The organism is Mesorhizobium huakuii (assembly GCF_014189455.1).
Classification (GTDB): domain Bacteria; phylum Pseudomonadota; class Alphaproteobacteria; order Rhizobiales; family Rhizobiaceae; genus Mesorhizobium; species Mesorhizobium huakuii_A.
The window spans coordinates 3,256,610-3,281,421 of record NZ_CP050296.1; the positions used below are offsets into that span (position 1 = coordinate 3,256,610).

Sequence of the window (24,812 nt, forward strand, 5' to 3'; positions counted from 1 at the left end):
ACCCTACCTTTTCCTGGACTCTAGACCATCCGACACAGTCATACGATCGTGTCGAAGAGCCGCAGGATGAACGATATCTGGTAGATCAGCGCCGCCGCGACAAAAGCGATGTGGAAGCGGCTGTCGCGCACCAGGATCGCGGCGATGCACAGCGCCACGAAGACCGGCGTGCGGAACAGATACTCGTTGCCGAAGCGGGCAAAATGCTCAGACCCTTTCAGCAACGTATCGACCACATCGAGCAGATAGGTCGCCGCCAGCAGGCCGAAGAACCAGCCCCGGCGCGAATAGAAGAAATCCTCGTAGCTGGTGTAGTCCAGCATCGAATCCGGAAACAGCAGCGCGCAGAGCAGGAACAGCGTGATCGCGTAGAAGATGATGAACAGGTATTTGCCGAAGGTCCAGGTCTCGATGGCGTAGAGCCCGAACTCCCACCACCAGAAATGCACCAGCATCAGAAGCACCGAGGCGACCCAGGCCAGGTGGACGGAATAGAGCCGGTACTGGCCGGGATGCTGGACGATCCGCGCCACCCCCGACAGCAGGCGGGCGACGCCTAGCCCGATCACCATGCCCATGACGATGCGGATATGCGGGAAGATGTCGTGGGGTGAGGCTATTTCGGTGGCCATGGGTCACGACGTCATGAAATATCTGCGACGGACCAATTCTCTGCTACTCGCGAATAAGTTTGTCGGAAGACCACAGCGTACCTGGAAAATAGTCATGGTCCAGAATTTCCCTGATCGCATACGGGCAATCAACTGGGAAATCGCGATCTCTCATGCTGGTTTCGTCCAGCGCCTTCAATCTTGCTATCTTGAACTCTCGAGCGAGCCTCTGCGCCGGATATGCTTTCAGGCTCGGGCTTTCATCGAGCAGATCATCAATTCGGTGCCGCTGTTCACGGATTGCCAGCAGCCATCCAGTTTTGCGTTGCTCGGGCTGAAACTCCCATTTGAGCAAGTGAAGGACCAAGGTACCAAGCCTGCTTGCAATTTCCCTTTTGTCGCTCCGCCCCAAGCTCTCAATCTCCTCGGCAAGATTCTCGCGGTCGAGGTCGGATAGACGACCTTCGCGCAACAGCGCGCCTTGCTCGGCGCACCACTGAGCATAGTCGGCCTCATAGGGCGTCAATTGCTGTTTGCGAAAAATCTTATTCATGAAGTCTATATTGCTCCAAAGGCCCCGGATTTCCAAGTTGGAAGCAAACGACGTGGTCGATCAGGCGATCCAGCGGGACAGTGTCGGTGCCGAAGTTGACAAGCCGCATACGGTTTTGCGCCAACAGTTGACGAAATGCGCGCAGGTTTCGGTCGAGGCATTTGACCGAATTCATGAACCTTAACCTGGAAGCGGCCTTAAAACAGAAAATACCGCTGCGCCATCGGCAGCACCGTTGCCGGCTCGCAGGTGAGCAATTCGCCGTCGGCGCGCACCTCGTAGGTTTCGGGGTCGACCTCGACATGCGGCGTGGCGTCGTTGAGCACCATCGAGTGCTTGCCGATGCCGCCGCGGGTGTTTTCGACGGCGACGAACTGCTTGTCGATGCCAAGCCGACCATGCAGCCCCGACTCGAGCGCTGCCTTCGAAACGAAGGTCACCGACGAGTTGGTCCTGGCCTTGCCATAGGCGCCGAACATCGGCCGGTAGTGCATCGGCTGCGGCGTCGGGATCGAGGCGTTGGGGTCGCCCATCGGGGCGGCGGCGATCATGCCGCCGATCAGCACCATGTCCGGTTTCACACCGAAGAAGGCTGGGTTCCACAGCACCAGGTCGGCGCGTTTGCCGACGGCGATCGAGCCGATGTCTTTCGACAGCCCATGCGCGATGGCCGGGTTGATCGTGTATTTGGCGATGTAGCGGCGGACGCGGAAATTGTCGTTGTCGCCGGTTTCCTGCGGCAGCGAACCGCGCTGGCGCTTCATCTTGTCGGCGGTCTGCCAGGTCCGGATCGCCACCTCGCCGACACGACCCATGGCCTGGCTGTCGGACGAGATGATCGAGAAGGCGCCGATGTCGTGCAGGATGTCCTCGGCAGCGATCGTCTCCTTGCGGATGCGACTTTCGGCAAAGGCGATGTCTTCTGGGATCGACGGCGACAGATGATGGCAGACCATCAGCATGTCGAGATGCTCGGCCAGCGTGTTGACCGTGTAGGGTCGCGTCGGATTGGTCGAGGACGGGATGACGTTGGGCAGGCCGCAGACCTTGATGATGTCGGGCGCATGGCCGCCGCCGGCACCCTCGGTGTGGAAGGCGTGGATGGTGCGGCCCTTGATCGCCGCTACGGTGTTTTCGACAAACCCTGACTCGTTCAGCGTGTCGGTGTGGATCATCACCTGCACGTCGTAATCGTCGGCCACCGACAGGCAGCAGTCGATCGCCGCCGGCGTCGTGCCCCAATCCTCATGCAATTTCAGCGAACAGGCGCCGCCCAGCACCATTTCCTCCAGTGCGGCAGGCAAGGAAGCATTGCCCTTGCCCGACAGGCCGATATTCATCGGAAAGGCATCGAAGGACTGGATCATGCGCGCCATGTGCCAGGGGCCGGGTGTGCAGGTGGTGGCCAGCGTGCCATGCGCCGGGCCGGTGCCGCCGCCGAGCATAGTGGTGATGCCGCTCATCAGCGCTTCCTCGATCTGCTGCGGGCAGATGAAGTGGATATGCGCGTCAAAGCCGCCGGCGGTCAGGATCTTGCCCTCGCCGGCGATGATTTCCGTGCCGGGACCGATGATGATGGTGACACCGTCCTGCGTGTCCGGGTTGCCGGCCTTGCCGATGGCCGCGATGCGGCCATCCTTGAGGCCGATATCGGCCTTGAAGATGCCCGCGCTGGCGTCGATCACCAGCGCATTGGTGATGACGGTGTCGACCGCGCCCTGGGCGCGGGATACCTGGCCCTGGCCCATGCCGTCGCGGATCACCTTGCCGCCGCCGAATTTTACCTCTTCACCGTGGACGGTGAGGTCCTTTTCAACCTCGATGAAGAGTTCGGTATCGGCCAGCCTGACCTTGTCGCCGACAGTTGGCCCATACATCTGGGCGTAGGCGGCACGCGAGATTCTGGCCATCAGCGATTGCTCCGAAAATGCGGTGTGGTTGAGGCTGGGCTGCACATTGCAGCCATCCAATGGTCACGCAATGACCCGCTGGGCGACACCTTCTGATCAGATTTGGCGGTTGAGGTTGGCAGGTCACCCCAAAACGACCGTTTGCCAAATCGATGGAAGGAAAATCCATGCGCAAAACGATAATTCTTGCAGCCGCCGCCAGCCTGATGCTGGCCGGTGCAGCCAGTGCCCAGCAACAACCCGCGCAACAGCCCGCTCCGGCCGCGCCTGCTCCCAAGGAAACGACGCCCGCCCCTGGCGGTCAGCAGGCCGCGCCGGCGATCCAGAGCGTCAACATCGTCGACATCACCGAGCTGCCGAAGGACACCCAGACGCAGGTCAATCAGGTGATCGCCCAGCGCGGTGACGCCGGTCTGCAGAAACTGCGCAGCTCGATCGACGCCACCCCCAAGGTAAAGTCTGCCCTCGAGGCCAAGGGAATGACCTCGGCGCAGGTGGTCGCGGCCAGCATGCAGCCCAACGGCGCGCTGACCCTGATCACCAAAAAGGCCAGCTGATAAGCCGGCGCGGCGGGCCGGCATCCGGTCCGCCGGCCGCATCGTGCGTCCGCGAGCGCTCGACACCACCGGTCTCACAGCTTGCCCATCACCTTCTGCTGGAACCCATAGACCTCGCGCTTGCCGCCAAGTGGCACCAGCGTGACGTCGCGTTCCTGGCCCGGTTCGAAGCGCATGGCGGTGCCGGCGGCAATGTCGAGACGCATGCCGCGCGCCTGTTCGCGGTCGAACTTCAGCCCCTCATTGGTTTCGAAGAAATGGTAGTGGCTGCCGACCTGGACCGGCCGGTCGCCGCTGTTGGCGACTTTCAGGGTCACGGTCGGCAGGCCCTTGTTGAGCTCGATGTCGCCTTGGACGGGGATGATTTCGCCGGGGATCATCTGAGATCACACGACGCCGAAGGCGAGGCCGACGCCGATCGCCGCGCAGGCAGCACCGGCGACACGCGCCAGACCGCGGAACCTCATGCCAAGGCCCAGGCCCGCGGCGATGCCAACGGCATGCAGCAGCACGGTGGCGACGGCAAAGCCGGCCATGTATTCGAGCCCGCCGGCATTTTCCGGCACTTCGGTGCCGTGCGCGTGCCCGTGGAACAGCGCGAATAGGCCGATAATGGCGACGCCGGCCGAGACGGGCAGATCGATGGCCAGCGCCACCAGCAGGCCAAGCGCCACGACGGAGGCCAGTATGCCCGGCTCGACGAAGGGCACCGGCACATGTGCCATGCCAAGGGCCGCGCCGCCCAGCATGACGCCGACAAAGGCCGCCGGCCACGCCCAGACCGCCCTGCCGCCCTTGAGCGCCGCCCACAAGCCAACGGCGACCATCACGGTCATATGATCAAGGCCGGACAGAGGATGCATGAAGCCGGCCGTGAAGGACGACGTCGTACCGACGCCGACATGGGCGTAGGCGGGCATGGCCGGAGCCAGAAACAGGATGGCCGAGAGGGACAGTCGTTTGGCAGGGATCATTTCTATTTGCCTTCCGTTTCCAGTGTCACGCTATTCACGCGGCCTTGCGCGGGCCGCAGCCCTCGGCCTTGAGGATGCGCTTGGTCGAAGCCGGATATTTCTTCAGCATCGCGGCAGGGCGGATCGGCCGGACCGAAAAATTGCCGCCGCAATTGGGGCAGGCGCCGCCCAGCACGTGTTCCACGCAATCGGCGCAGAAGGTGCATTCGAAGGTGCAGATCAACGCATCCGTAGCCTCCGGCGGTAGATCCTTGTCGCAGCACTCGCAGTTTGGGCGCAGCTCGAGCATCTCTGCCTCCTCACCTGATGGGCTCGTGCACGGTCACCAGCTTGGTGCCGTCGGGGAAGGTCGCCTCCACCTGCACGTCATGGATCATCTCGGCGATGCCTTGCATCACCTGCGCGCGGGTGACGACATGGGCGCCGGCCTCCATCAGTTCGGCGACCGGGCGGCCATCGCGGGCGCCCTCGACGACGAAGTCGGTGATCAGCGCGATCGCTTCCGGATGGTTGAGCTTGACGCCGCGCTCCAGCCGCTTGCGGGCCACGATCGCCGCCATGGCGATCAGCAGCTTGTCCTTTTCCCTTGGTGTCAGGTTCATGCGGTTTCCAAAGATGAGGCAGACAGGATCACAGTGACCATAATTTGGGCAGCCCCGCCTTTCCGTTGAGCAATCCGACGAGCGGAACCAGCCGCTGGCGCAGTTGGTAGCCGTCCTCGGCATAAAGCCTCGCAAGAAGCTTGCCAGATGCCCTGACGCTCCAGGCGCTGGCGCCGCCCTGGTCGCCGACGATCTCCCGGACCGGGTCGAGCAGAGCCTCGGCCCGCGACGACACCAGCAGCAGCGTTGCCACCGCGATCGCGCCGCCGCTGGCCGCCGGACGGGCGAGCGTCGCCGCGATGCCAGGTCCGATGCGGAAATCCTCGGCATGGATGAGCAAACCATCCTGGCGAACACGCCAGCGGTCGTGAAAAGTGCCTTGCGCGGCGCGTTCGCCCATCGCCAGGCGACCGAAGACGGTGGCCTCCAGCACCAGCGCCTCGGCCCCCGCCGCAAGCTCGACATCGAGCGTGCGGGCAAAGGCCGCTCGGTCGAAAACGATGGTTTCCTGCGGCAGCCAGGCGATGCGGCCGTTTTCGCCGACAGTCAGCTTAACCCGCACCTCGGCATGGTCGGTTGCGGCGCGATAGACCTTCTCGCAGGCCTGGGTCGTTATCGACGCCGAGGCTTCTGTGCCGACATCCACATCCCAGCCGATGCGGTCGCCGCCGGTCAGTCCACCGGCGGTGTTGATCAGCACCGCCTCCAGCGGATCGGCCGAAACGGCCGGCAGCCTTATCTTGGCGGAGCCGTCCTGATAGAGGCGCCGCAGCCGCGTGCGGCCGTCCGCGCTGGCGCAGCCCAGCTGCGCCAGACCCGCGGCGCGCTGGGCCAAAGGGGCCGAAAACTTGGTATATTCGATCGTATCCACGCCGTCAGGTTAAGCCCTGCGGCGGTTTTGTCGATATATAGCTTGTTGCTTGATGGCGTTTCCGTTTCTATAGAGGGAGCCACCTCGGTACGGTCAGGCGATGCTTGGCGGGGGTAGAAGGCGATGATCGCGGCCTGATATCGAGGACAAGAAGGCGCTGTTCAGTTGGCGTCGGGAAACGACAAAGTGGGGAAGAGACCGAATGGCTGACCAACTGGCGACGGATATCATCGAAAAGATCAAGGCCCATGCCGAGCCGGGCGGTGAAGAAATCACCACCAGCACCGAATTGACGTCGCTGGGCATCCATTCGCTGGAGTTGACGGAGATCATTTTCGACCTCGAGGAGCAGTATGGCATCGAGATCGAGATGAACACCGTCGATGCCTGGAGCAATCTGAAGAATGTTGGCGACATGGTCGAGGCCGTTCGCGCGCTGATCGCGAAAAAGCCTGACCGAATGCTGAAACGCGTCGTCATTACCGGCATTGGCGGGCTGTGCGGACTTGGCGTCGATGCGCAGTCGATCTGGACCGAAATGCGGGCCGGCCGTTCGGCCATCGGCCCGATCGACAATCCCTTCCTGCATGACCTGAAGGTCAAGACCGGCTGCGAGATCAAGGCGCTGCCCGATCACGGCATCGAGCGCAAGCAGCTGGTGTCGATGGACCGCTTCAGCCTGCTGGCGGTGATCGCTGCGAAGGAGGCCATGCAGCAGTCCGGCCTGGCCCCGCATGCCGACAACACCTATCGCATGGGAACCATTGTCGGCGTCGGCGTCTGCGGCTTCGAGACCGTTGAGGAGAATTATCGCGCCATCCTGGTCGAGGGCAAGAATCGCGCCGGCATCTTCACCGTGCCCAGGGTCATGCCGGGCGCCGCCGCTGGCCAGGTCAGCATGCATCTTGGCCTGCGCGGACCGGTCTTCGGCGTCACCTCGGCCTGCTCGTCGGCCAACCACGCCATCGCCTCGGCGGTCGACCAGATCAGGCTCGGCCGCGCCGATGTCATGGTCGCCGGCGGCACCGATGCGCCGCTGGTCTGGGGCGTGCTCAAGGGCTGGGAAGCGTTGCGCGTTCTGTCGCCCGACACCTGCCGGCCATTCTCGGCCGACCGCCAGGGCCTGGTGCTCGGCGAAGGTGCGGGCATGGCGGTTCTGGAAAGCTACGATCACGCCATGGCGCGTGGCGCCACCATCCTCGCCGAAATCGCCGGCGCCGGCCTTTCGGCCGATGCCTCCGACATCGTCGCCCCGACCGTCGAGGGACCGGAAGCGGCGATGCGCTTCTGCCTGGCGGATGCCGGGCTCAATCCCGAGGACATCGACTATCTCAACGCGCATGGCACCGGCACCAAGGCCAACGACCAGATCGAGACCAACGCGATCAAGCGCGTCTTTGGCGAGCATGCGCGGGCGCTGTCGATCTCTTCGACGAAGTCGATGCACGCTCATTGCCTGGGTGCGTCGGGTGGGCTGGAGATGATCGCCTGCGTCATGGCGATCCGTGAAGGCGTCGTGCCGCCGACCGCGAATTACCGCGAACCCGATCCCGATTGCGATCTCGACGTGACGCCCAATGTCGCACGCGAGCGCAAGGTGCGCGCCGCGATCAGCAACGGTTTTGCCTTCGGCGGCACCAACGCGGTGCTGGCATTCAAGGCGATCTGATCCCGGCCGCTGCTGTCCCAGGTGATCTTGCGTGCGTTTGGAGATTCGCCGCGTCTGATTCGGTTGACTGTCCGTGGATGGCGAAACTGTCGTCGTCATATTGATCCTGCCTGGCCGTGCGCCTAATTCTTGGCCACCCGCCAACATCGCGCCCCTTGGCGCAAATCCCCGCTCAGGAGTTTCTCGATGGCCGACCTGTCCGCCTTTCCGATCACCACCCGCTGGCCGGCCAAGCATCCCGACCAGATCCAGCTCTATTCGGCAACGACGCCGAACGGGGTGAAGGTCTCGATCGCCCTGGAAGAGATCGGCCTGCCCTACGAGCCGCATCTGATCAACATCGGCAAGGACGAAAGCTGGACGCCGGAGTTCCTGTCACTCAATCCCAACGGCAAGATCCCGGCGATCATCGATCCCAACGGCCCGGACGGCAAGCCGATCGGCCTGTTCGAATCCGGCGCCATCCTGCTGTATCTCGCGGACAAGACCGGCCTGCTCGTTCCGGCCGACGCAGCGCGGCGCTACGAGACGATCCAGTGGGTCTTCTTCCAGATGGCCTCTGTCGGGCCGATGTTCGGCCAGGTCGGGTTCTTCCACAAATTCGCTGGCCGCGAGATCGCCGACAAGCGCCCGCTGGAGCGCTACCGCGACGAATCGCGGCGGCTGATCGGCGTGCTCGACGGCAGGCTGAAGGGCCGCAAGTGGATCATGGGCAATGACTACACCATCGCCGACATCTCGCTGCTCGGCTGGGTGCGCAATTTGATCGGCTTCTATGAAGCGCGCGACCTCGTCGGCTTCGATGATTTCGCCAATGTGGCCGCATGGCTGGAGCGCGGCCTGGCGCGGCCGGCGGTACAAAAGGGCCTGACCATTCCGGCAAAGAGCTGAAGAGGCCTGTCGCCACAGGGCGACGGCCTTGGCCAAAGATACGCGGCCGGGCGAAGCAGCCTGCTACTTCGCCTTGGCCTTCGAGCCGCCCCTGCCGATCACCGAGGCGGCCAGCGAGACGGCACCACGTGCGGTAGCGACCATCGCGCCGGCGGCGACATTCGCTGCCGTCCGGACGGCGCCGGTTTTGGCCGGCGCCGGCTTGCGCGGGCTTGTGGTCTTCGCGGCCGGAACGACTTTTCTGGGTGCGGCCTTGCCAAAAGAGCTCTTGGCGTCTTTCGAGCGTTCGGCAATCGCTGGGCCAGCACCGGCTTTCGCCTGAGTTGCCTTGGCAGGCCTCGTCTTTGCGGGTTTTTTTGCCTTGGTTGCCATTGGAAAATTCCTTACACCGGACAAACGGTCTGTCAGGCATAACGGCGTGAAACTCTTAAGGTTCCCGTTCAAAAATACCGAAAATTAAGCGTGTTAACCAATGACCAGGTCGGCTGCCCTGCGTCGGGCCAGCACGCGTTCGATGTTGGGCATGTCATTGGAGACGATCCAGGCGCGCGCATCCTCATCGGAACGGCCATGGCCGTGCCAGCGCTCCATCAAGCGGCGCTCGAGCTCGTTGCGCGGCACGTCGACGAAGATCGAGAAATCGAACAGCGGCGCCAGTCGTGACCACGGTTCTTCGTCGAGCAGCAGGTAATTGCCTTCGACCAGGATGAACTTGGTCTCGGTGCCGATGATCGCCGCGGCGGCGCGCGACAGTTCCATGCTGCGGTCGAAGACGGGAATCGCGATGTCGGGTTCGCCGGCCCGGATGCGCTTCATCAGGGTTTCGAAGCCGGCAAAGTCGAAGGTTTCCGGCGCGCCCTTGCGCGCCCGCAGGCCGCGCGCGTTGAGTACGATGTCATCATAATGGAAGCCGTCCATCGGCACGACTTCCACTGCCCCTTCCGGCAGAAGGTCGTGCAGGCCGGCCGACAATGTCGACTTTCCCGCCCCCGGCGGTCCGGCAATGGCGACGATGAAGCGCTTTGACTTGCCGGCGCGCTTGAAGATGGTGGCGGCGAGGTGGGCGATTTCGGACATGGGGGCCTCACTTGCCTGGATGATTGGCATGATATTCTCGCCGCATCTTGGCGGCAGTCGGTCGAAATTTCAAACCCTGCGCTCCGCAATCCCGGCTCAGGCTGCAACAGGTTGGCCAATGCGCAGGAACGCGCTGTCGAACGGCACGTCCCAGGTGGAACCGCCGGCCGAGAGCCGCATCTGGCCATCGGCCGTTGTGATCTCCTGTGGGGGTTCGCCGCCTGATGCCGGCAGCGCGCCGATAACATGGCGGAACGAAAAGCTGTGGCCTTCGCTGAGTGCAAAGGCGGTCGCCACGCCCTCGCGCTTCAGCCAGTTGTCGCCGATCGAGGCGGCATGGCCGACGGCGGCGCGGCCATCCTCGATGCCGAGCACGCCGAGATGCCGGCCGCTCCATGGCGCATAGTCGCGCCCGCCATTGCTCAGCCACAGCATGGTGATCGGCAGCTCGGCCGGGTTCTTCAGCACCAGCACCAGATCGTCCTCGGCCTGGCGCGCCAGCGCCGTCCAGCCCGGCCCGCCATGCTCGGCTTCGACCAAAGTGATGAAATCCTCGCGCCGGTCCTCCATGCGGTATTGCGTCAGGTCGGCCGTGCCGCCGCCGGCGGCGGGAAACTGGCCGAGGTCGGCCGAGCGCGACGGATAGGCCAGCATGAAGCGGCCGCGCGCGGGATCGGGCTCCAGCGGATCGTCCAGCGTCGCGGCAAAGCTTTTCGGCGAAAAAGCCAACCTGCCGCCGCCTTTCATCACCGTCATCGGGTGATGGGCGACGGAAATCGCGCCGGAGCCGCCGGAAAACACATGTTCCTGGTAGAGGAAAGGATGGCCGTCGATCAGCGTGAAGATTTTATCGACGCTGGCGCCCATCACCTTGTGGCGCAGCCGGAAGACAGCCCGCCAGCCACCATCCGTGGCACTGCTCTCGGTGACATCCCAGGCGCTGTTGGCGGTCCAGCCATGCAATGGCGCTTCTTCGACATCGCTGCGCGAAAACGGCGCGCAGAGGAAATCGCCGGACAGCCGGACCGTGCCTTGCGGCAGGTCCTTCGGCAGCGCCTCACCGGCGTCGACCCAGGGCGCGCGGTGCAACGGCTTCAATTGGCGTCCGCCGCTCTCGACGACCATGTCGGCGATATGGCCGACGGTGAGGTCGAGCGAAACCGAAATGCCTCTGGCCTTGATCGTGCAGGTATCCATAGCGCTCTAACCGATTCTTGAAGGCGCAAGCAGAACCCTTTCGCCGCGGATTGCGCAAGCGCCGCGGCCGGCATTTCGCATCAGCTACTGCCGCTTGTATTCCCGCACCGGCGATTTCGTCCCGTCCGTGTAGGTGACCTGCACCGACATCGATTTCACGCTGTCGGCGACCTTGAAATAGCCCTTGGCGTCGTAGGGGATGGCGTAGGGGTCCTTCTTGTCGCAAGGCGGGATCTCGAGCGACTTGTCGAGCGCGGCACCGTTCAGGCTGTAATGCACCTCCTTGATGGCGCAGCGGTAGGACAGCATCTGCGTGAAATAGACCAGGCCGTGATTGCCGCCGGAGTCGAAGGCGATCCATGACGTCCAGAACTGGTCGAGGATCTGCTTGTCACCTTGCTGCAGCGCGGCATCCGGGTCGAAGCTTATGTCGAACGGGCCGGTCTCGCGGCCCCTGATGTCGAGATATTTTATCGCAATCGTGGTCGCCGCCGTGCTGTCGGGCAATTCGAAGCTCGGATTGGCCATCGGCTTGCCGGTGGTCTGGTCCTTCATCGCCAGGAAGCCGGTGTCGGTGAAGGGACCGCTGGTGCCCAGACGCCAGGAGATCGCGGTCGCCGGCTCGGGCAGCGAAATGGTCATCGACCAGCCCTGGTTGGAGCGCATCGGCGTCAGCGAAGGCGCAAAGCGGGCTGGGTCGAGCACGTCGCCAAGTGCGGCCAGCCGGCTGCGGCTGCGGTCCAGCCAGTCGGCGAGCTGGGTCTGGTCGACGAAATATTTGAGCAGCCCGCCATCCTTTTCGTAGGAGGCGAACTTGGTCAGCGCCTGGGCCTCGTTGCGCTTGTCGGCCAGCGTCTGGCTGCCGAGGCGGTCTTCCGAAAACTCCTGCGCCTTGAGGAAATAGGCCGGCGCATAGTCGGGATTGGCGGTGATGAAGGCGTTGAGCTTGTCGAGCCGCTGCGCGTCCTCGAACTGCAGGATATGCACCAGCTTGATCGACAGCGCCTTGCCCTTGTCGGCCAGCTGCCCGAACACTTCGCGCGCGCCCGCCTTGCCGTCCTGGACCCGAAGCAGCGTGGCAAAGCGCGTATAGGGGTCGATGGCATCGACATCGAAGCTGGCAAAGGCGAGGTAGGAGCGCCTTGCATTGAGCATGTCGCCCGACAATTCGTAGACGCGGGCATTGTGGTAGAACTCGTCCGGCCGCTTCGGCTCGGCGATCGCCCCGCCCTGGGCCGCCAGCTGGGCAAACCCCTTGGCGATGGTGTCGATCGAGGCGGCGATCTGCTCGGTCGTCGCCTGCAGCTTTTCGGCCTCGACCTGCTGTTGTTGCTGGCCGGCGGCGAGCGTCTCGGTCGTCTGTTTGACCGCCTCGACGGTCTTTTGCGTCTCAGCGCCCTGTTGCGTCTGCTGCTGCTGGGCGGACGCGATCTGGTCGGCCTTTTGCGCCACCGTGTCGGTCGTTTTCTTGACCTCTTCGACGGTCTTTTGCGTCTGCGTCACCGTCTGCTCGATCTTCGCCACCTTTTCGGAGACGATGCCCATCGACTGCTGCAGCTGCGCGATCGCCGGCACCAGGCTGGCGATGACGCCGTTCTGCGAATTGGTCTCCTGCTGTACGGCATAGACGCCGCCGGCGACGGCCGCAGCACTGGTGGCGAACAACAGCGCCGGCAGCGCCTTGGCCGCCAGCACCAGCCTGAGCACAATTGCGATGGCGATGATGGCCGCCGCTACCGCCGCGACCAGCGCGATATAGGCGGCGAACGGCGCCAGCGGATTGAGCACGTCGCCCACGGCGCCGCTGATGAAAGCGACGCTGCCGGCCCATTTTCCGGTGCGGCTGAGCGATGCCTTGATAAGCGAGGGCGCTGCGCCCCCGGCCCCGATGTCAGTCATGCCACCCCCCAAGCCAGCCAATGCCACGCCCCTTCCCACAGGAAACGCGGTTCTGGCAAGGAAAGACACAGAAACAGGCGTTTTCGGGGCGGATAAAGGGCTCAAGTTCCTCGCATCTGCGAATGTGCTACGCTATGCCGGCATCCTCTGTGATTGGCGTGACTGGTCGGTCGGAGGCTTGATTGCCAGGTGGTTCCCCCAATCCGTCGCTGCTTCGCAGCGCCACCTTCCCCCCTCCGGAGGGAAAGGAAGGGAGCTTTGCTGGACGAGCGTTGACGGCAAAAAGTTTGGCGCGTTTCCTCTACCCCGTCGATCGGGGGAGAGGTGGCTCGGCGAAGCCGAGACGGAGTGGGGGTCGACCAGCGCCGCATAAGACAATGCATGCGCCAAGCTGCCATACACGCTATCGCCAAAGACCAACTGCTTGGAAATGTGTGCATGCCGTAGACGAATGTGGGGCGAGGAACCCAAGTCCTGCGAAGGCTCGACAATCCTGGGGCTAACAGCCATTAACCAAATGGACGCATCCAGCGCGTTACGTTAGCTTCGCCTCATCTCAGCAACAGCATCGCCAGAACAGTCCCGCCCTTGTCCAAATTGCGTCCCTTTCCGCTCCTTCAGAGAGTTTTCGTCGCCCTTGGCCTGTTGCTGCTGGTCGCCGGCTGCTCGACCGTGACCCCGCCGGACCAGGTGCTGACTGTCCCCGCGCCGCCGCAGAAATATGCGGCCATCGTCGTCGACGTGAAGACCGGCAAGCAGATGTTCGAGGTTAACTCGACGGCGCAGCGCTACCCGGCCTCGCTGACCAAGATGATGACGCTCTATCTGCTGTTCGAAGCGATGGAGTCCGGCCGCGTCACCAAGGAAACGCAGATCCCGGTCTCCGACCATGCCGCCTCGCAGCCGCCGACCAAGATGCGCTTCCGGCGCGGCGAAACGATCGATGTCGATTCCGCCATCCGCGCCATCGTCGTCAAATCCGCCAATGACGTCGCGGTGGCGGTCGGCGAGTATCTCGGCGGCTCGGAGGACCAGTTCGCCGCCATGATGACATCCAAGGCGCGCGCGCTCGGCATGACCAGCACCACCTTCCGCAACGCGTCGGGCCTACCCGACGACAGCCAGATGACGACGGCGCGCGACATGGCGGTGCTCGGCATGGCGCTGCGCCAGCGCTTTCCCCAGCATTTCCACTATTTCTCCGAGAGCGATTTCATGTTCCGCGGCAGGCTGGTGCGCGGCCACAACGACATGCTCGGCCGCGTGCGCGGCGTCGACGGCATCAAGACCGGCTACATCAGGGCGTCGGGCTTCAACATCGTCACCTCCTACAATGCCGATGGCCGCCAGCTGATCGTGGTGGTGATGGGCGCCGACTCAGCCCGCCAGCGCAACGACCATGTCGAAGCGCTGATCCAGCGCAGCCTGTCGCCGACGATGGATGGCACCAAGACCAGGCTGATGTTCGCCGAACAGCAGTGAGGTGAGGAGTGGTCCGCGCAGCGGACGAAAAGCCAATTGCTTGGCTTTTCGAATGACGAACGCCCTGAGCCTGCGAAGGGCCGTCCGACCCCTCTTCGTCATCTTCGGGTCTCCGCGACGCCGCTTCCGCTCCTCGCTCCGCCCGTGGATGACGAAGCAGAGAGGCCTCGGCCAACCCCCAAAACCACACAGCCGGCTATTGTTATCCTGTTGTCACGCAATCGTTGGGAAGCCATGGCATAGGCAGCGCAATCCGACAGTGGATATGCCCCGTCGCCTTGGCGTATCCTCAGAACCAGCAGCGCCACAGCAGGAGCCCGCACCATGAGCACCGTCCCCAAGGCATCCGAGCAGCAGGCGGCGGACAATGAGCACGACAGCGGCAGCGAATATTTCGAGGCGCCGATCACGCCGGAGGACCTGCACGAGGTTTCCGACGAGCATTTCGACACGCCCGAAGTGCCGGACTCAGAACCCTCCGGCCCCGGCGCGTCGCGCATAAAGCCGAAGAAGAAGCCGTCGGCGATCTCCGGCCGCAAATTCCACAAGCGCGACCTGGTGCGCATCGACACGCTGCGCCCGAGTCTCGCCGACCGCATCCGCTCCGACCATCCCGACCTGCCCAGGGGCGCCCGCATCAGCCGCGAGGAGCTCGGCCGCTACCGCATGCGCTACATGGAGGAGCTGCTGCAGCAGGAGCACGGCGAATTCTCCGAGCTCGACCGCCAGGTGGTGGAATCGATCGCCAGGCAGGACACGATTTCCGAAAACTCGGAAGAGGAGTTCGAGGAGCACCGCACCTTCCCCGACCGCGTCTCCGACAATATGGCCGCCTTCGGCGGCAGCTGGTGGTTCCTGATCTCGTTCGCCACCGTGCTTTTGGTCTGGATCGGCATCAACCTGTTCGAGGGTTTGAATGGCGCCTTCGATCCCTATCCCTTCATCCTGCTCAACCTGCTGCTCTCCTGCATCGCCGCCATCCAGGCGCCAATCATCATGATGAGCCAGAAGCGCCAGGAGGTGAAAGACCGCCTGCGCTCCTTCAACGAATACCGCGTCAACCTCAAAGCCGAGCTCGAAGTGCGCCACCTGCACGAAAAACTCGACTACCTCATCTCCCGCCAATGGACGCGCCTGGCCGAGATGCAGCAGATGCAGCTGGATGCCATGAACGAGCTTGCGGGGACCAAGAAGGTGAAGCGGGCCGTGCGGGGAAGGCGGGTGGTGAAGGGTGAGGCGGGGGAGTGAGGCGTGATCCGCGCAGCGGACGAAAAGCCAATTGCTTGGCTTTTCGAATGCCGAACGCCCTGAGCCTGCGAAGGGCCGGCCGCACAGCCAATCGCCAATTGCCCGTTGAAGCCTGCGCCGGCTTCCGCTAAGAAGCCGTGACTTGCCGGTTCACCGGCTGGTTCGTTTTCCGGATCACCGGGAAGCACCCGTAGCTCAGCTGGATAGAGCGCTGCCCTCCGAAGGCAGAGGTCACAGGTTCGAATCCTGTCGGGTGCGCCAGTTTTCCTTTATATTTCAGATATTTATGCAAGGCTATGCGCCGCGATACTGCGCTGAGACTATTTCGAAGTAAGCACTCGGGATAGTTTGTTCTGACGACAGAGGAGCGCCGACTGATGCAATTTCATTCGAACTGACTGCGTTGAGCGCCCATTTCTGCTGAAGCGTCGTCTCAGCAGGCGAGAGGTGCAAGTGAGCGTTGCTCATGTGGGCAGCACTCAGAAGTTGATCTGCGCCGTAGGATGGACGCGGATCTGCTGGTTTGGACTGCTCCGCACCAGAACCCGACATCAGGGGGTCGACGTTTCGAATCTCCTATTCTGGGTCGAAAGTGGACTGGCAGCTTCGGGCCTCGGTTATTCAAAAGCGAACCTTCACGCCGCTGCGAGCGTAAGCTGACCCAAAGCCGACCTATTCCTGGCAGGCAGCCCGCCCCTGACACGTCAGGACGCTACTTCGTCCTAACGCGGCTGAATCAGCGTCAGCGCCGCATCTTTCCCCGCTGCGAGAATACGATCCGACAATTCCGTCCCTTCGACTGCGCGGGCCAGTTGAAGTGCGCCAATGAGGGTCGCGAAGATGGCGAACGCAACGCTCTCCGGATCAGGAGTTTGCGGCGGCAGTTCCGCCGACACCTGGCGCACCAGAGTCAGCAAACGCTCGGTATAGAGTTGACGGGATTCGGCTGGTTCACGTGCGATTTCCGGCAACAATGCGGCAGACGCGCAGCCCTTCCCGGGACTGTCTCGGTGCGCCGCCGCCAGATAGGTGTCTATGGCCATTGCCAGACCGCCGGAGGCCAACGCTTGCCCAATCTGGTCGGACTGATCCTCCAGTGCCGCCGCCACGCTTTCGCGGACAAGTGCCGCCTTGGATTGGAAGTGCGGATAGAAGGCCCCGTTCGTCAGCCCGGCATCGCCCATGATGGCCGCCAGTCCCGACGCAGCTATGCCGTCATTCCGAAAGCGTTCCGCGGCGACCTCCATGATCCGGCTGCGTGAGGCGTCCTTGCGACCCTTTTCGTAGCGCATGGCTGCTATTCCTTTCTGCTATTGCATTATGTTCGTAATTTGATATTATGATCATAATTCAAGCAATAGCAAAAAGCTAGCCCTCATGTCTTTGGAGTATCGAATGAGTACCCTTTCAGGAAGAACCGCAATCGTGACCGGAGCCTCCTCGGGCATCGGCCGCGCCAGCGCCGAGGCCTTGGCGCGGGCAGGATATACCGTCTTCGGGACAAGCCGCAGGGCGATAAGCAACGGCCCGGCGCAGGTGTCCATGCTGACATGCGACGTGACCGACGGCGACTCCGTCAGTGCCCTCGTTTCAACCGTGCTGGCGCAGACCGGGCGGATCGACCTGCTGGTCAACAATGCCGGTGTCGGCCTGCTTGGCGGCGCCGAGGAGTCCTCGGTTGCACAGGTGCAGGCCTTGTTCGACGTCAATCTGTTCGGCGTCATCCGCATGACCAATGCGGTGTTGCCGTCGATGCGGCAGCGCGGCCAAGGACGCATCATCAACATCGGCTCGATTCTGGGATTGGTACCCGCGCCATACTCGGCTCATTACTCGGCAGTCAAGCACGCGCTCGAAGGCTATTCGGAATCGCTCGACCACGAGGTTCGCGCCTTCAACGTCCGCGTCTCGGTCATCGAGCCGGCATACGTGCGTACCGTCTTCGACCAGAACGGGATTGTGCCGGATTCGGTGTTGAAAGAATACGATCAGGCTCGAGCCGCGGTCGACGCGCTGCTTCGCGACGTGATGCCCAAAGCCGATCGGCCGGAAGTGGTGGCGGATGTGGTTGTCAAGGCGGCGACCGACGCCCGTCCGCGACGGCGCTACACCGCCGGCAAGGCTGCACGGCAGGTCAGCATGCTGCGCCGCTTCGCCCCCGCGGAGATGTTCGACAAGACCTTGCGCAAGCAGTTCCGCCTATCGGTCTGAACCAACAGCGAGGCGAAGGAGTTCACGTACATGAGACTGGCAACCACGACACAATTGGTCAGGCGCCACAGCACGGAGGTGTCAAACATGACACATATAGTCAATCAGTCGCACTATTCCCGGCTATCGTTCCAGGATGCCGCCAACGCGCTCTGTCGATGTCGGCGGCACGGTATTTGTCTACCGGGAACTCGGGCCCAGGACGGGCGTGCCGGTGATCCTGCTCAACCATCTGGGGGCTCAGCTGGACAATTTTGATCCACGCATCGTCGATGGCCTCGCTGCGACCCGGCGGGTGATTGCTTTCGACAATCGCGGCATCGGTGCTTCGGGTGGCAAAACGCCGTCAACCATCTCCGGGATGGCGCGCGATGCCGTCGCCTTTATCCGGGCGTTGGGGTTCGAAGAAGTCGACCTCTTCGGCTTTTCACTCGGCGGCTTCGTGGCGCAGGAGATTGTCCTGACCGAGCCCAGGCTTGTGCGCAAACTCATCCTCTCCGGCACCGGGCCGGCCGGTGGCCAAGGCATCGACAAGGTGACGCCGCTGACGATCGTGGACATGATCAAGGGTGCGCTGACTTTCCGGGATGCGAAATACTATCTCTTCTTCACAAGGACAGCGAATGGCCGCCGTGCCGCAAACGCATTTCTGGAGCGGCTGAAAGAGCGCAAGAGTAACCGTGACAAGGCGATCTCGCTGAGCGCGTTCGGCGCGCAACTGAAGGCGATCAAGGCCTATGGACTGCAAACGCCGCAAGATCTGAGCACCATCCGCATTCCTACCTTGGTTGCAAATGGCGATCACGACAGGATGGTGCCGAGCGCCAATACCCACGATCTCGCCAAGCGTATCCCTGGAGCACAACTGATCATCTACCCGGACGCCGGGCATGGCGGGATCTTCCAGAATTACGCCGATTTCGTCCCGAAAGCCCTTTCTTTCCTCGAGGGATGACTACTTCCACAGGGCGGGTTGCGGCGGAAACGCGTGGCTTGTTTCGTCCCTGAACACCAACAGACATTTTCAGAAAGTCACTGCCATGAAGGCATTCGTTGTCGATAAATATAACAAGAAAGGCATTCTGCGGCTGGCGGAGATGCCGGAGCCGGAGCTGCTGGACAATGATGTCCTGGTCGAGATCCATGCCGCGGGCGTGAACCTGCTGGATTCCAAGGTCAGGACCGGCGAGTTCAAACTCATCCTGCCCTATCGCCGGCCCTTCATCCTGGGCCACGACGTGGCTGGGACGGTTGTCAGGGTGGGCTCGAAAGTTCGGAAATTCAAACCCGGCGACGCTGTCTATTCGCGGCCGCGCGATGGCCGGATCGGGACATTCGCCGAATTCATCGCAATCGATGAAGCCGACGTGGCCCTGAAGCCCAAAAACCTCAGCATGGAAGAGGCGGCCTCAATCCCCCTGGTCGGCCTGACTGCCTGGCAGGAGCTCATCGAGAGGGCAGGCTTGAAGAAGGGTCAAAAAGTCTTCATCCAGGCTGGCTCCGGCGGCGTGGGGACGTTCGCCATCCAGCTGGCGAAGCATCTCGGCGCGACCGTCGCGACAACGGCGAGCGCAGCGAGCGCCGATCTGGTCAAGGGTCTCGGCGCCGATGTCGTCGTCGACTACAAGAAGGATGACTTCGAGAAGATCCTGTCGGGCTACGACGTCGTGGTGAACAGCCAGGACGCCAAGACGCTTGAAAAATCCCTGACTGTGCTGAAACCGGGCGGCAAGCTCATCTCCATCTCCGGTCCGCCGGATCCGGAATTTGCCAGGAAGCAGGGACTGAACGTAGTGCTAAGGCTGGTGCTGCGCCTGCTGAGCCGCGGTATTCGGGCCAAAGCCAAGCGCCGGGGCGTGGGGTATTCGTTCCTGTTCATGTGGGCGCAAGGTGACCAGCTGGGCAACATCACGTCCCTCATCGAATCCGGAGCGATCCGCCCGGTTGTCGACAGGGTCTTTCCCTTTGAAGCGACCAATGAGGCTCTGGCCTACGTCGAAACAGGACGTGCGAAGGGCAAGGTCGTCGTCAAGGTCAGATAGCTATTCCCTGCTTTGTTCGGACACGCGGACGGCCACGCTTGGCGGATGGCCACGCTTGGTGTCCGCGGCGAGGACGACGAGCATGGAATGCAGGCAAGGTTGGCGCGAAAACGAGCACTGAAGTACTGGATTGCTCCCAGGACTTGCGACGTTAGTCCTCTCGCGGCAAGGCAGCTATCACCGGACGGTACGCTTCTGCGGAAAGGGTCGCCTCTTTTCAGGCGAGGCAGCTATCTCAATTTGGGCATCAAGCTTGCCCGCGAGAAGACTGGGCTTCCAATGGGAGTCATCCCGGGTACGTGACGTGCGTCGGACGCTCTCCGCCGCTGAAACTGTTCGCCGAGGGCTCCTACGACCTTGTCCCGCACGACAATATGCGCAAGACGATTGCGCGGCGGCTGGTCGAAGCCAAGACCACCATCCCGCATTTCTACCTGACGCTCGACTGCGAGCTCGATGCGCTGCTGCGCTGCGCACGCAGTTGAATGCCGCCGCTCCGATAAAGAAGACCGACAAGGGCGAAGCTCCCGCCTACAAGCTGTCGGTCAACGACATGGTGATCAAGGCGATGGCGATGGCGCTGATGGCGGTGCCGGATGCCAATGCGTCGTGGACCGAGCGCGCCATGGTCAAGCACAAGCATGCCGATGTCGGCGTTGCCGTGTCGATCCCCGGTGGCCTGATCACGCCGATCATCCGCCACGCCGACGAGAAGACGCTATCCACCATCTCCAACGAGATGAAGGATCTGGCCAGCCGCGCGCGCAGCCGCAAGCTGAAGCCCGAGGAGTATCAGGGCGGCACCACGGCGGTGTCCAACCTGGGCATGTTCGGCATCAAGGACTTTGCCGCGGTCATCAACCCGCCGCATGCGACGATCCTGGCGGTGGGTGCGGGTGAGCAGCGCGCCGTGGTCAAGAACGGCGAGATCAAGGTCGCCACCGTGATGTCGGTGACGCTGTCGACCGACCACCGTGCCGTCGATGGCGCGCTCGGCGCCGAACTTCTGGTCGCCTTCAAGCGCATGATCGAAAACCCGATGGGCATGCTGGTCTGATGCCGAATACCGGGTCGTCGTTTCGCCTGGCCCAGCCGGCAGGACGATGGTGAGCACGCGACATCAGGGAGCCTGCACCGCGCCTGTCGCGCCGGCACTGGCATCACGGAGGTGATCACTGGCATCACGGAGAGTGATCGACGCAGTATATGCCGCGCCTCGCGGCCGCCGACTATGCCGGCATCTTAATCGCCGAGCCGGTTCAGCGATCCTCGGCGTCGTGTTGCATCGTTTCGGCGTTCTCAACCGCGGCGACTCCCTCAAGGTGTGCTTCCTCGAAACAGTGCTCCGTGACCGGCGCGAAGGGCTTGTCGGCGATCTTCCGATCGATGAGGCGGAGCTGACACAACGGCGCTACGCGGAGATACTACCACAGCAGAACTTCGACTTGTTGACCTCAGAGGCGACAATGCCGTCAGGATTGGTGTGCCGACCGACGCCGTTCGGGCACAGCGCTAGAATCTGGCACGCCGGTGGTCGCTGGCGAGCAGCCGTTTCAGCCTGATGGGATCATTTACCCGCTCGAGCGCCAGAGAGATGCCCTAAGGCGCTGCTGTCAGGTGGGATGGTTGCCGCGTAGGCGCGGTCCTCCGATGGCTCATGGGCGGCCTGAGACGCTGGTCGCGGGATAGTCGGTATAGCCGGCGGGGCCGCCGCCATAGAGCGTCGCCGGGTTGAACTCCGCCAGCGGCACGCGTGTCTTCAGTCGTTCAACAAGGTCGGGATTGGCGATGAACGGGCGTCCGAAGGCGAACAAGTCGGCCTTGCCCTCGGCGAGCCGCGAGGCTGCGAGTTCGAGGTCATAGCCATTATTGGCGATATAGGTGTTGTTGAAGCGCCGGCGGAGCGATCCGAAGTCGAATGGCGCAACATCGCGCGGTCCGCCCGTGGCGCCCTCGACGACATGGATGTAGACGATGTCCAAGGCGTCGAGTTGATCGACGATATAGTCGAACTGCGCCTGGGGATCGCTGCTCGAGACGCCGTTGGCGGGCGAGACGGGGGAAATCCGGATACCGGTACGCTCGGCGCCGATCTCGTCGACGACGGCGGCCGTGATCTCCAGCATCAGCCGGGCCCGGTTCTCGACCGACCCGCCATAGGCGTCGTCACGAGCATTCGCGCCGTCCTTGGCGAACTGGTCAAGCAGATAGCCATTGGCACCATGTATCTCGACTCCATCGAAGCCAGCCTCAATGGCGTTCGCTGCCGCTTGTCGAAAATCGTTCACGATCCCTGGAAGCTCGTCGAGATTGAGCGAGCGCGGCTCCGAGACATCGAAGAAGCCGTTGTTCACAAACGTCTTGGTTCCTGCCCGGATCGCCGACGGCGCAACCGGCGCCGCCCGGTCCTCCTGGAGGTCGACATGTGAGACTCGGCCGACATGCCAGAGTTGCAGGAAAATCCGCCCGCCCTTGGCGTGCACGGCGGTCGTGACCTTGCGCCAGCCATCGATCTGAGCCTGGGAGTAGATGCCGGGCGTGTCCTGGTAACCCTGTCCCTGCCGCGAGATCTGCGTGGCCTCGGAAATCAGCAGGCCGGCCGACGCGCGCTGGCCGTAGTATTCCGCGGCGAGATCGCCTGGCACGAGGCCCGGGCCAGCGCGATTGCGCGTCAGGGGTGCCATGACGATACGATTGGAGAGGGTCAGCGAGCCGAGAGTATAGGGGTCAAACAGCGTTTTGCTCGTCATAAGTCACCTTTGTTTGTCCCCGCCGCAGCGGGGTTGTTTATCGAAATGGCTTCGTTGGTGCTCAGGCGGCCGTGCGGTACCGCTCGGCAGGATGTTCGTTCCGATAGTTCGGAAGCATTGCCTGGCGCGCGGCCTGAAGCGCGTCCCACTGCCCGGCATCGGGAAGCGGCGGGATGGTCACCGCTTCGCGGCGGTCGAAGCCAACCAGCGCCGCATCAACCAGATCGTCCACCTCCATCACGTTGGAAAGCGTGTTGATGTCGGCGCCGACGTGTCCCCAGATCTCCGTTCGCGTCGTGGCGGGAAGGACGACCTGGACGTAGACACCCTTCGGCGCGAGCTCGAGGCTGAGCCCCTGCGACAGAAACAGCACGAAGGCCTTGGTTGCGCCGTAGACCGTCATGCCGAACTCCGGCGCCAGGCCGACCACAGAGCCGATGTTGATGATCGCCCCTTCGCCGGCCTTCGCAAGACGCGGGGCCACGGCGCTGGCAAGCCGCAGAAGTGCGGTCGTGTTAAGCGTAACCAGCCGCGCGACGTCATCGGTGCTCTGCTCGATGAAGCTTCCGCCGATTGCAGTTCCGGCATTGTTGACGAGGATCCCGATGCGGGCGTCGTCACGCAGCCTCGTCTCCACCGTTGCAAGCTCGGCAGGCTGCGTAAGATCAGCGCGGATGATGTCGATCGCCACGCCATTTTCCTGACGCAGACGGACCGCCAGAGCCTCCATTCGTGCCATGTCACGGGCAACCAGCACGAGGTCGTGCCCGCGGCGCGCGAAGCGCTCGGCATAGGCGGCTCCGATGCCGGTGGAGGCGCCGGTGATGAGGGCTGACGGAATGGTGGTCATGGGATTGCTCTCTATTCAGATAAGACCTATATTCATGACGACCATCATGAATGACGCTAAATATGATAGCCATCATGTAAATGTCAACGGGGCCGGCGGAGAATTTTGAAAATGAAGGTCAGTCGAGAACAGATGGCCGAGAACCGTCGCCGGATTCTGGATGTTGCCAGCCGGCTGTTTCGCGAAAAGGGGTTCGACGCAGTCAGCGTGGCGGAAGTGATGAACGCCGCCGGGCTCACCCATGGCGGCTTTTATGGCCACTTCAGTTCGAAGGACGACTTGATCGCGCAGACCGTTGCCCATGTCCTCGCTGCGGATTCGAGCGGAGGGGGCGATTTTCGCGCTTATGTGGGGTCCTATCTTTCGCCCCGTCATCGCGACAACGCCGCAGGTGGCTGTCCGACGGCGGGTCTTGCCGCGGCCATCCGCCATCAGACCCCGGCTGCACGCTCGACCATGACCGAAGGCCTTCGCTCGCAGATCAACCGTATCGGTACTGTGCTCCCGGAGTTGGATCCGGCAGACAGACGCCGCGCAGCGATCGGAAGCTTTGCGGCGATGGTGGGGGCAGTGATCCTCGCCCGGGCGACCGACGACCCAGCGTTTTCGGATGAAGTGCTGGAACAGACGCGTGCCTGGATTAACGCAGGGCTTGATCAACAGTCAGCCAGCTAACCCGTCGCCGCTGACGGTCTCGACGTCGAATACCAACTGGCATGTATATCGGCCTGGCCGATCAGGATTCCCTCCGCTGCGGCGCTCGACGCGCGCGTCCGGGCACCGCGTCAACATGTCCGACCGCACCAAATCACCGACCAACCATGAGAACGACAAGAATAATACGAGGCGCGATCACCATCATCGGCAATGGCTGCACCGGTTCGCATCCCTTGCCCATGAGCGGTCCGATCCATTCGTTTGATTAGTCATCTACACGCCCCCGCTCAGCGCGCGCATGCGCCTGCCGGCTCAGAAAAGGCAGCTCGCCGCAGGCGCAGATGCCGCCACGGCCATTGCTCGCGCCCCGTCGATTTGAGCCTGATTCCTTCACGGCGACGAGACCGCGCTGCCAACCCTCAGCAGGACAACATCACCCGCACACGGCTGGCGATTTCCTCGATGATTTCATCGACAGCCTTGGCGGCATTGATCGTCGCCGACATCGCGACGAACGTGATCGCCGAGACGATCTGTGCCAGCGTGGCGGCCTCACCGCGCCCGATGCGTCCATCGCGACCGAGCACGGCGGCAACCGCTTCCGTCTGCAATCAATGGGCGTTGGAGGAAGCTCAACCGCGAGGTACTCGGCGCCGTGTGCGCCGAGATTTCTAAGGTGCAGACAGAGGCGCAATAGAGTCCCAACGTGCGAAGCATCCATTCGATGCAGGTCCGAGGCTGTCAGGCGACGGTCAGGTCAG

Annotated in this window: 27 protein-coding genes and 1 tRNA gene; 12 read left to right on the forward strand and 16 right to left on the reverse strand. The window is 62.9% G+C overall.

Annotated elements, in window-relative coordinates:
• Positions 1-38: 38 nt before the first annotated feature.
• Positions 39-632 (reverse strand): hypothetical protein, encoded by a 594-nt coding sequence (locus tag HB778_RS16195; RefSeq protein ID WP_183464742.1) that lies wholly within the window; start codon positions 630-632, stop codon positions 39-41.
• Between the two features lie 43 nt (positions 633-675).
• Positions 676-1,164 carry a DUF29 domain-containing protein gene (locus tag HB778_RS16200; RefSeq protein WP_183464743.1) on the reverse strand — a complete coding sequence of 163 codons (489 nt, stop codon included), beginning with the start codon at positions 1,162-1,164 and terminating at the stop codon, positions 676-678.
• A gap of 37 nt (positions 1,165-1,201) precedes the next feature.
• On the opposite strand from HB778_RS16200, the gene HB778_RS16205 reads away from it, so the two are divergent.
• Positions 1,202-1,348: a hypothetical protein gene (locus HB778_RS16205; protein ID WP_183464744.1), complete on the forward strand. Its 147-nt coding sequence runs from the start codon at positions 1,202-1,204 to the stop codon at positions 1,346-1,348.
• 13 nt (positions 1,349-1,361) lie between these two features.
• On the opposite strand, the gene ureC is transcribed toward HB778_RS16205, so the two are convergent.
• Complete coding sequence (gene ureC / locus HB778_RS16210) at positions 1,362-3,074, reverse strand: urease subunit alpha (RefSeq protein ID WP_432421253.1); 1,713 nt, start codon at positions 3,072-3,074, stop codon at positions 1,362-1,364.
• A gap of 167 nt (positions 3,075-3,241) precedes the next feature.
• On the opposite strand from ureC, the gene HB778_RS16215 reads away from it, so the two are divergent.
• Positions 3,242-3,631, forward strand: a complete 390-nt coding sequence (locus HB778_RS16215; protein WP_183464745.1) for a hypothetical protein — start codon at positions 3,242-3,244, stop codon at positions 3,629-3,631.
• Between the two features lie 74 nt (positions 3,632-3,705).
• Here HB778_RS16215 and HB778_RS16220 read toward each other — a convergent pair whose 3' ends face one another.
• From HB778_RS16220 to HB778_RS16240, 5 genes are read right to left on the reverse strand one after another with little or no spacing between them, the layout of a single operon-like run.
• Entirely contained in the window at positions 3,706-4,011 is a 306-nt protein-coding gene (locus HB778_RS16220; RefSeq protein WP_183464746.1) for an urease subunit beta, read from the reverse strand.
• Positions 4,012-4,017: 6 nt separating this feature from the next.
• Positions 4,018-4,605: a HupE/UreJ family protein gene (locus HB778_RS16225; RefSeq protein ID WP_095203048.1), complete on the reverse strand. Its 588-nt coding sequence runs from the start codon at positions 4,603-4,605 to the stop codon at positions 4,018-4,020.
• A 34-nt stretch (positions 4,606-4,639) separates the two neighbouring features.
• On the reverse strand, positions 4,640-4,894 hold the full coding sequence (locus HB778_RS16230; RefSeq protein ID WP_183464747.1) for a DUF1272 domain-containing protein: 255 nt from the start codon (positions 4,892-4,894) through the stop codon (positions 4,640-4,642).
• 10 nt (positions 4,895-4,904) lie between these two features.
• Positions 4,905-5,207 (reverse strand): urease subunit gamma, encoded by a 303-nt coding sequence (locus HB778_RS16235; protein ID WP_095203050.1) that lies wholly within the window; start codon positions 5,205-5,207, stop codon positions 4,905-4,907.
• A 28-nt stretch (positions 5,208-5,235) separates the two neighbouring features.
• Entirely contained in the window at positions 5,236-6,078 is an 843-nt protein-coding gene (locus HB778_RS16240; protein ID WP_183464748.1) for an urease accessory protein UreD, read from the reverse strand.
• A gap of 202 nt (positions 6,079-6,280) precedes the next feature.
• Between HB778_RS16240 and HB778_RS16250 the strand changes: the two genes are divergently transcribed.
• Both HB778_RS16250 and HB778_RS16255 read left to right on the forward strand, forming a co-directional pair.
• Entirely contained in the window at positions 6,281-7,747 is a 1,467-nt protein-coding gene (locus tag HB778_RS16250; protein WP_244661928.1) for a beta-ketoacyl-ACP synthase II, read from the forward strand.
• Between the two features lie 186 nt (positions 7,748-7,933).
• Positions 7,934-8,638 (forward strand): glutathione S-transferase family protein, encoded by a 705-nt coding sequence (locus HB778_RS16255; RefSeq protein ID WP_183464749.1) that lies wholly within the window; start codon positions 7,934-7,936, stop codon positions 8,636-8,638.
• 63 nt (positions 8,639-8,701) lie between these two features.
• Here the strand turns inward: HB778_RS16255 and HB778_RS16260 are convergent, their stop codons facing one another.
• From HB778_RS16260 to HB778_RS16275, 4 genes are all read right to left on the reverse strand, one after another.
• Positions 8,702-9,010: a hypothetical protein gene (locus tag HB778_RS16260; RefSeq protein WP_183464750.1), complete on the reverse strand. Its 309-nt coding sequence runs from the start codon at positions 9,008-9,010 to the stop codon at positions 8,702-8,704.
• A gap of 93 nt (positions 9,011-9,103) precedes the next feature.
• Positions 9,104-9,715: a nucleoside triphosphate hydrolase gene (locus HB778_RS16265; protein WP_183464751.1), complete on the reverse strand. Its 612-nt coding sequence runs from the start codon at positions 9,713-9,715 to the stop codon at positions 9,104-9,106.
• Between the two features lie 96 nt (positions 9,716-9,811).
• Positions 9,812-10,912: a hypothetical protein gene (locus tag HB778_RS16270; RefSeq protein WP_183464752.1), complete on the reverse strand. Its 1,101-nt coding sequence runs from the start codon at positions 10,910-10,912 to the stop codon at positions 9,812-9,814.
• 84 nt (positions 10,913-10,996) lie between these two features.
• Positions 10,997-12,811, reverse strand: a complete 1,815-nt coding sequence (locus tag HB778_RS16275) for a methyl-accepting chemotaxis protein (RefSeq protein ID WP_183464753.1) — start codon at positions 12,809-12,811, stop codon at positions 10,997-10,999.
• Between the two features lie 588 nt (positions 12,812-13,399).
• Between HB778_RS16275 and HB778_RS16280 the strand changes: the two genes are divergently transcribed.
• The 3 genes from HB778_RS16280 (at position 13,400) to HB778_RS16290 (ending at position 15,802) form a co-directional block, all read left to right on the forward strand.
• Complete coding sequence (locus HB778_RS16280) at positions 13,400-14,293, forward strand: D-alanyl-D-alanine carboxypeptidase family protein (protein ID WP_183464754.1); 894 nt, start codon at positions 13,400-13,402, stop codon at positions 14,291-14,293.
• Between the two features lie 324 nt (positions 14,294-14,617).
• The gene (locus HB778_RS16285) at positions 14,618-15,541 is read left to right on the forward strand and encodes a DUF1003 domain-containing protein (RefSeq protein ID WP_183464755.1); all 924 of its coding nucleotides are present in this window, start codon (positions 14,618-14,620) and stop codon (positions 15,539-15,541) included.
• Positions 15,542-15,725: 184 nt separating this feature from the next.
• A tRNA-Arg gene (locus HB778_RS16290) sits at positions 15,726-15,802 on the forward strand.
• Between the two features lie 461 nt (positions 15,803-16,263).
• Here HB778_RS16290 and HB778_RS16295 read toward each other — a convergent pair.
• Positions 16,264-16,833, reverse strand: coding sequence for a TetR/AcrR family transcriptional regulator (locus tag HB778_RS16295; RefSeq protein ID WP_183464756.1), 570 nt, complete (start codon positions 16,831-16,833; stop codon positions 16,264-16,266).
• Between the two features lie 103 nt (positions 16,834-16,936).
• Between HB778_RS16295 and HB778_RS16300 the strand changes: the two genes are divergently transcribed.
• The 4 genes from HB778_RS16300 (at position 16,937) to HB778_RS16315 (ending at position 20,851) form a co-directional block, all read left to right on the forward strand.
• Positions 16,937-17,752 carry an oxidoreductase gene (locus HB778_RS16300; protein ID WP_183464757.1) on the forward strand — a complete coding sequence of 272 codons (816 nt, stop codon included), beginning with the start codon at positions 16,937-16,939 and terminating at the stop codon, positions 17,750-17,752.
• A gap of 136 nt (positions 17,753-17,888) precedes the next feature.
• Positions 17,889-18,707 (forward strand): alpha/beta fold hydrolase, encoded by an 819-nt coding sequence (locus HB778_RS16305; RefSeq protein ID WP_183464758.1) that lies wholly within the window; start codon positions 17,889-17,891, stop codon positions 18,705-18,707.
• An 85-nt stretch (positions 18,708-18,792) separates the two neighbouring features.
• A complete protein-coding gene (locus HB778_RS16310; RefSeq protein ID WP_183465111.1) occupies positions 18,793-19,794 on the forward strand; it encodes an NADP-dependent oxidoreductase in 1,002 nt (333 codons plus the stop codon).
• A gap of 304 nt (positions 19,795-20,098) precedes the next feature.
• Positions 20,099-20,851, forward strand: coding sequence for a 2-oxo acid dehydrogenase subunit E2 (locus HB778_RS16315; RefSeq protein ID WP_244661929.1), 753 nt, complete (start codon positions 20,099-20,101; stop codon positions 20,849-20,851).
• Positions 20,852-21,449: 598 nt separating this feature from the next.
• On the opposite strand, the gene HB778_RS16320 is transcribed toward HB778_RS16315, so the two are convergent.
• Both HB778_RS16320 and HB778_RS16325 read right to left on the reverse strand, forming a co-directional pair.
• Positions 21,450-22,544 (reverse strand): alkene reductase, encoded by a 1,095-nt coding sequence (locus HB778_RS16320; RefSeq protein ID WP_183464759.1) that lies wholly within the window; start codon positions 22,542-22,544, stop codon positions 21,450-21,452.
• A 61-nt stretch (positions 22,545-22,605) separates the two neighbouring features.
• Positions 22,606-23,394, reverse strand: coding sequence for an SDR family NAD(P)-dependent oxidoreductase (locus tag HB778_RS16325; protein WP_183464760.1), 789 nt, complete (start codon positions 23,392-23,394; stop codon positions 22,606-22,608).
• A gap of 111 nt (positions 23,395-23,505) precedes the next feature.
• Here HB778_RS16325 and HB778_RS16330 point away from each other — a divergent pair, with 111 nt between their 5' ends.
• Positions 23,506-24,069: a TetR/AcrR family transcriptional regulator gene (locus HB778_RS16330; RefSeq protein WP_183464761.1), complete on the forward strand. Its 564-nt coding sequence runs from the start codon at positions 23,506-23,508 to the stop codon at positions 24,067-24,069.
• 401 nt (positions 24,070-24,470) lie between these two features.
• Here HB778_RS16330 and HB778_RS16335 read toward each other — a convergent pair whose 3' ends face one another.
• Entirely contained in the window at positions 24,471-24,662 is a 192-nt protein-coding gene (locus HB778_RS16335; RefSeq protein ID WP_183464762.1) for a hypothetical protein, read from the reverse strand.
• Positions 24,663-24,812 lie beyond the last annotated feature (150 nt).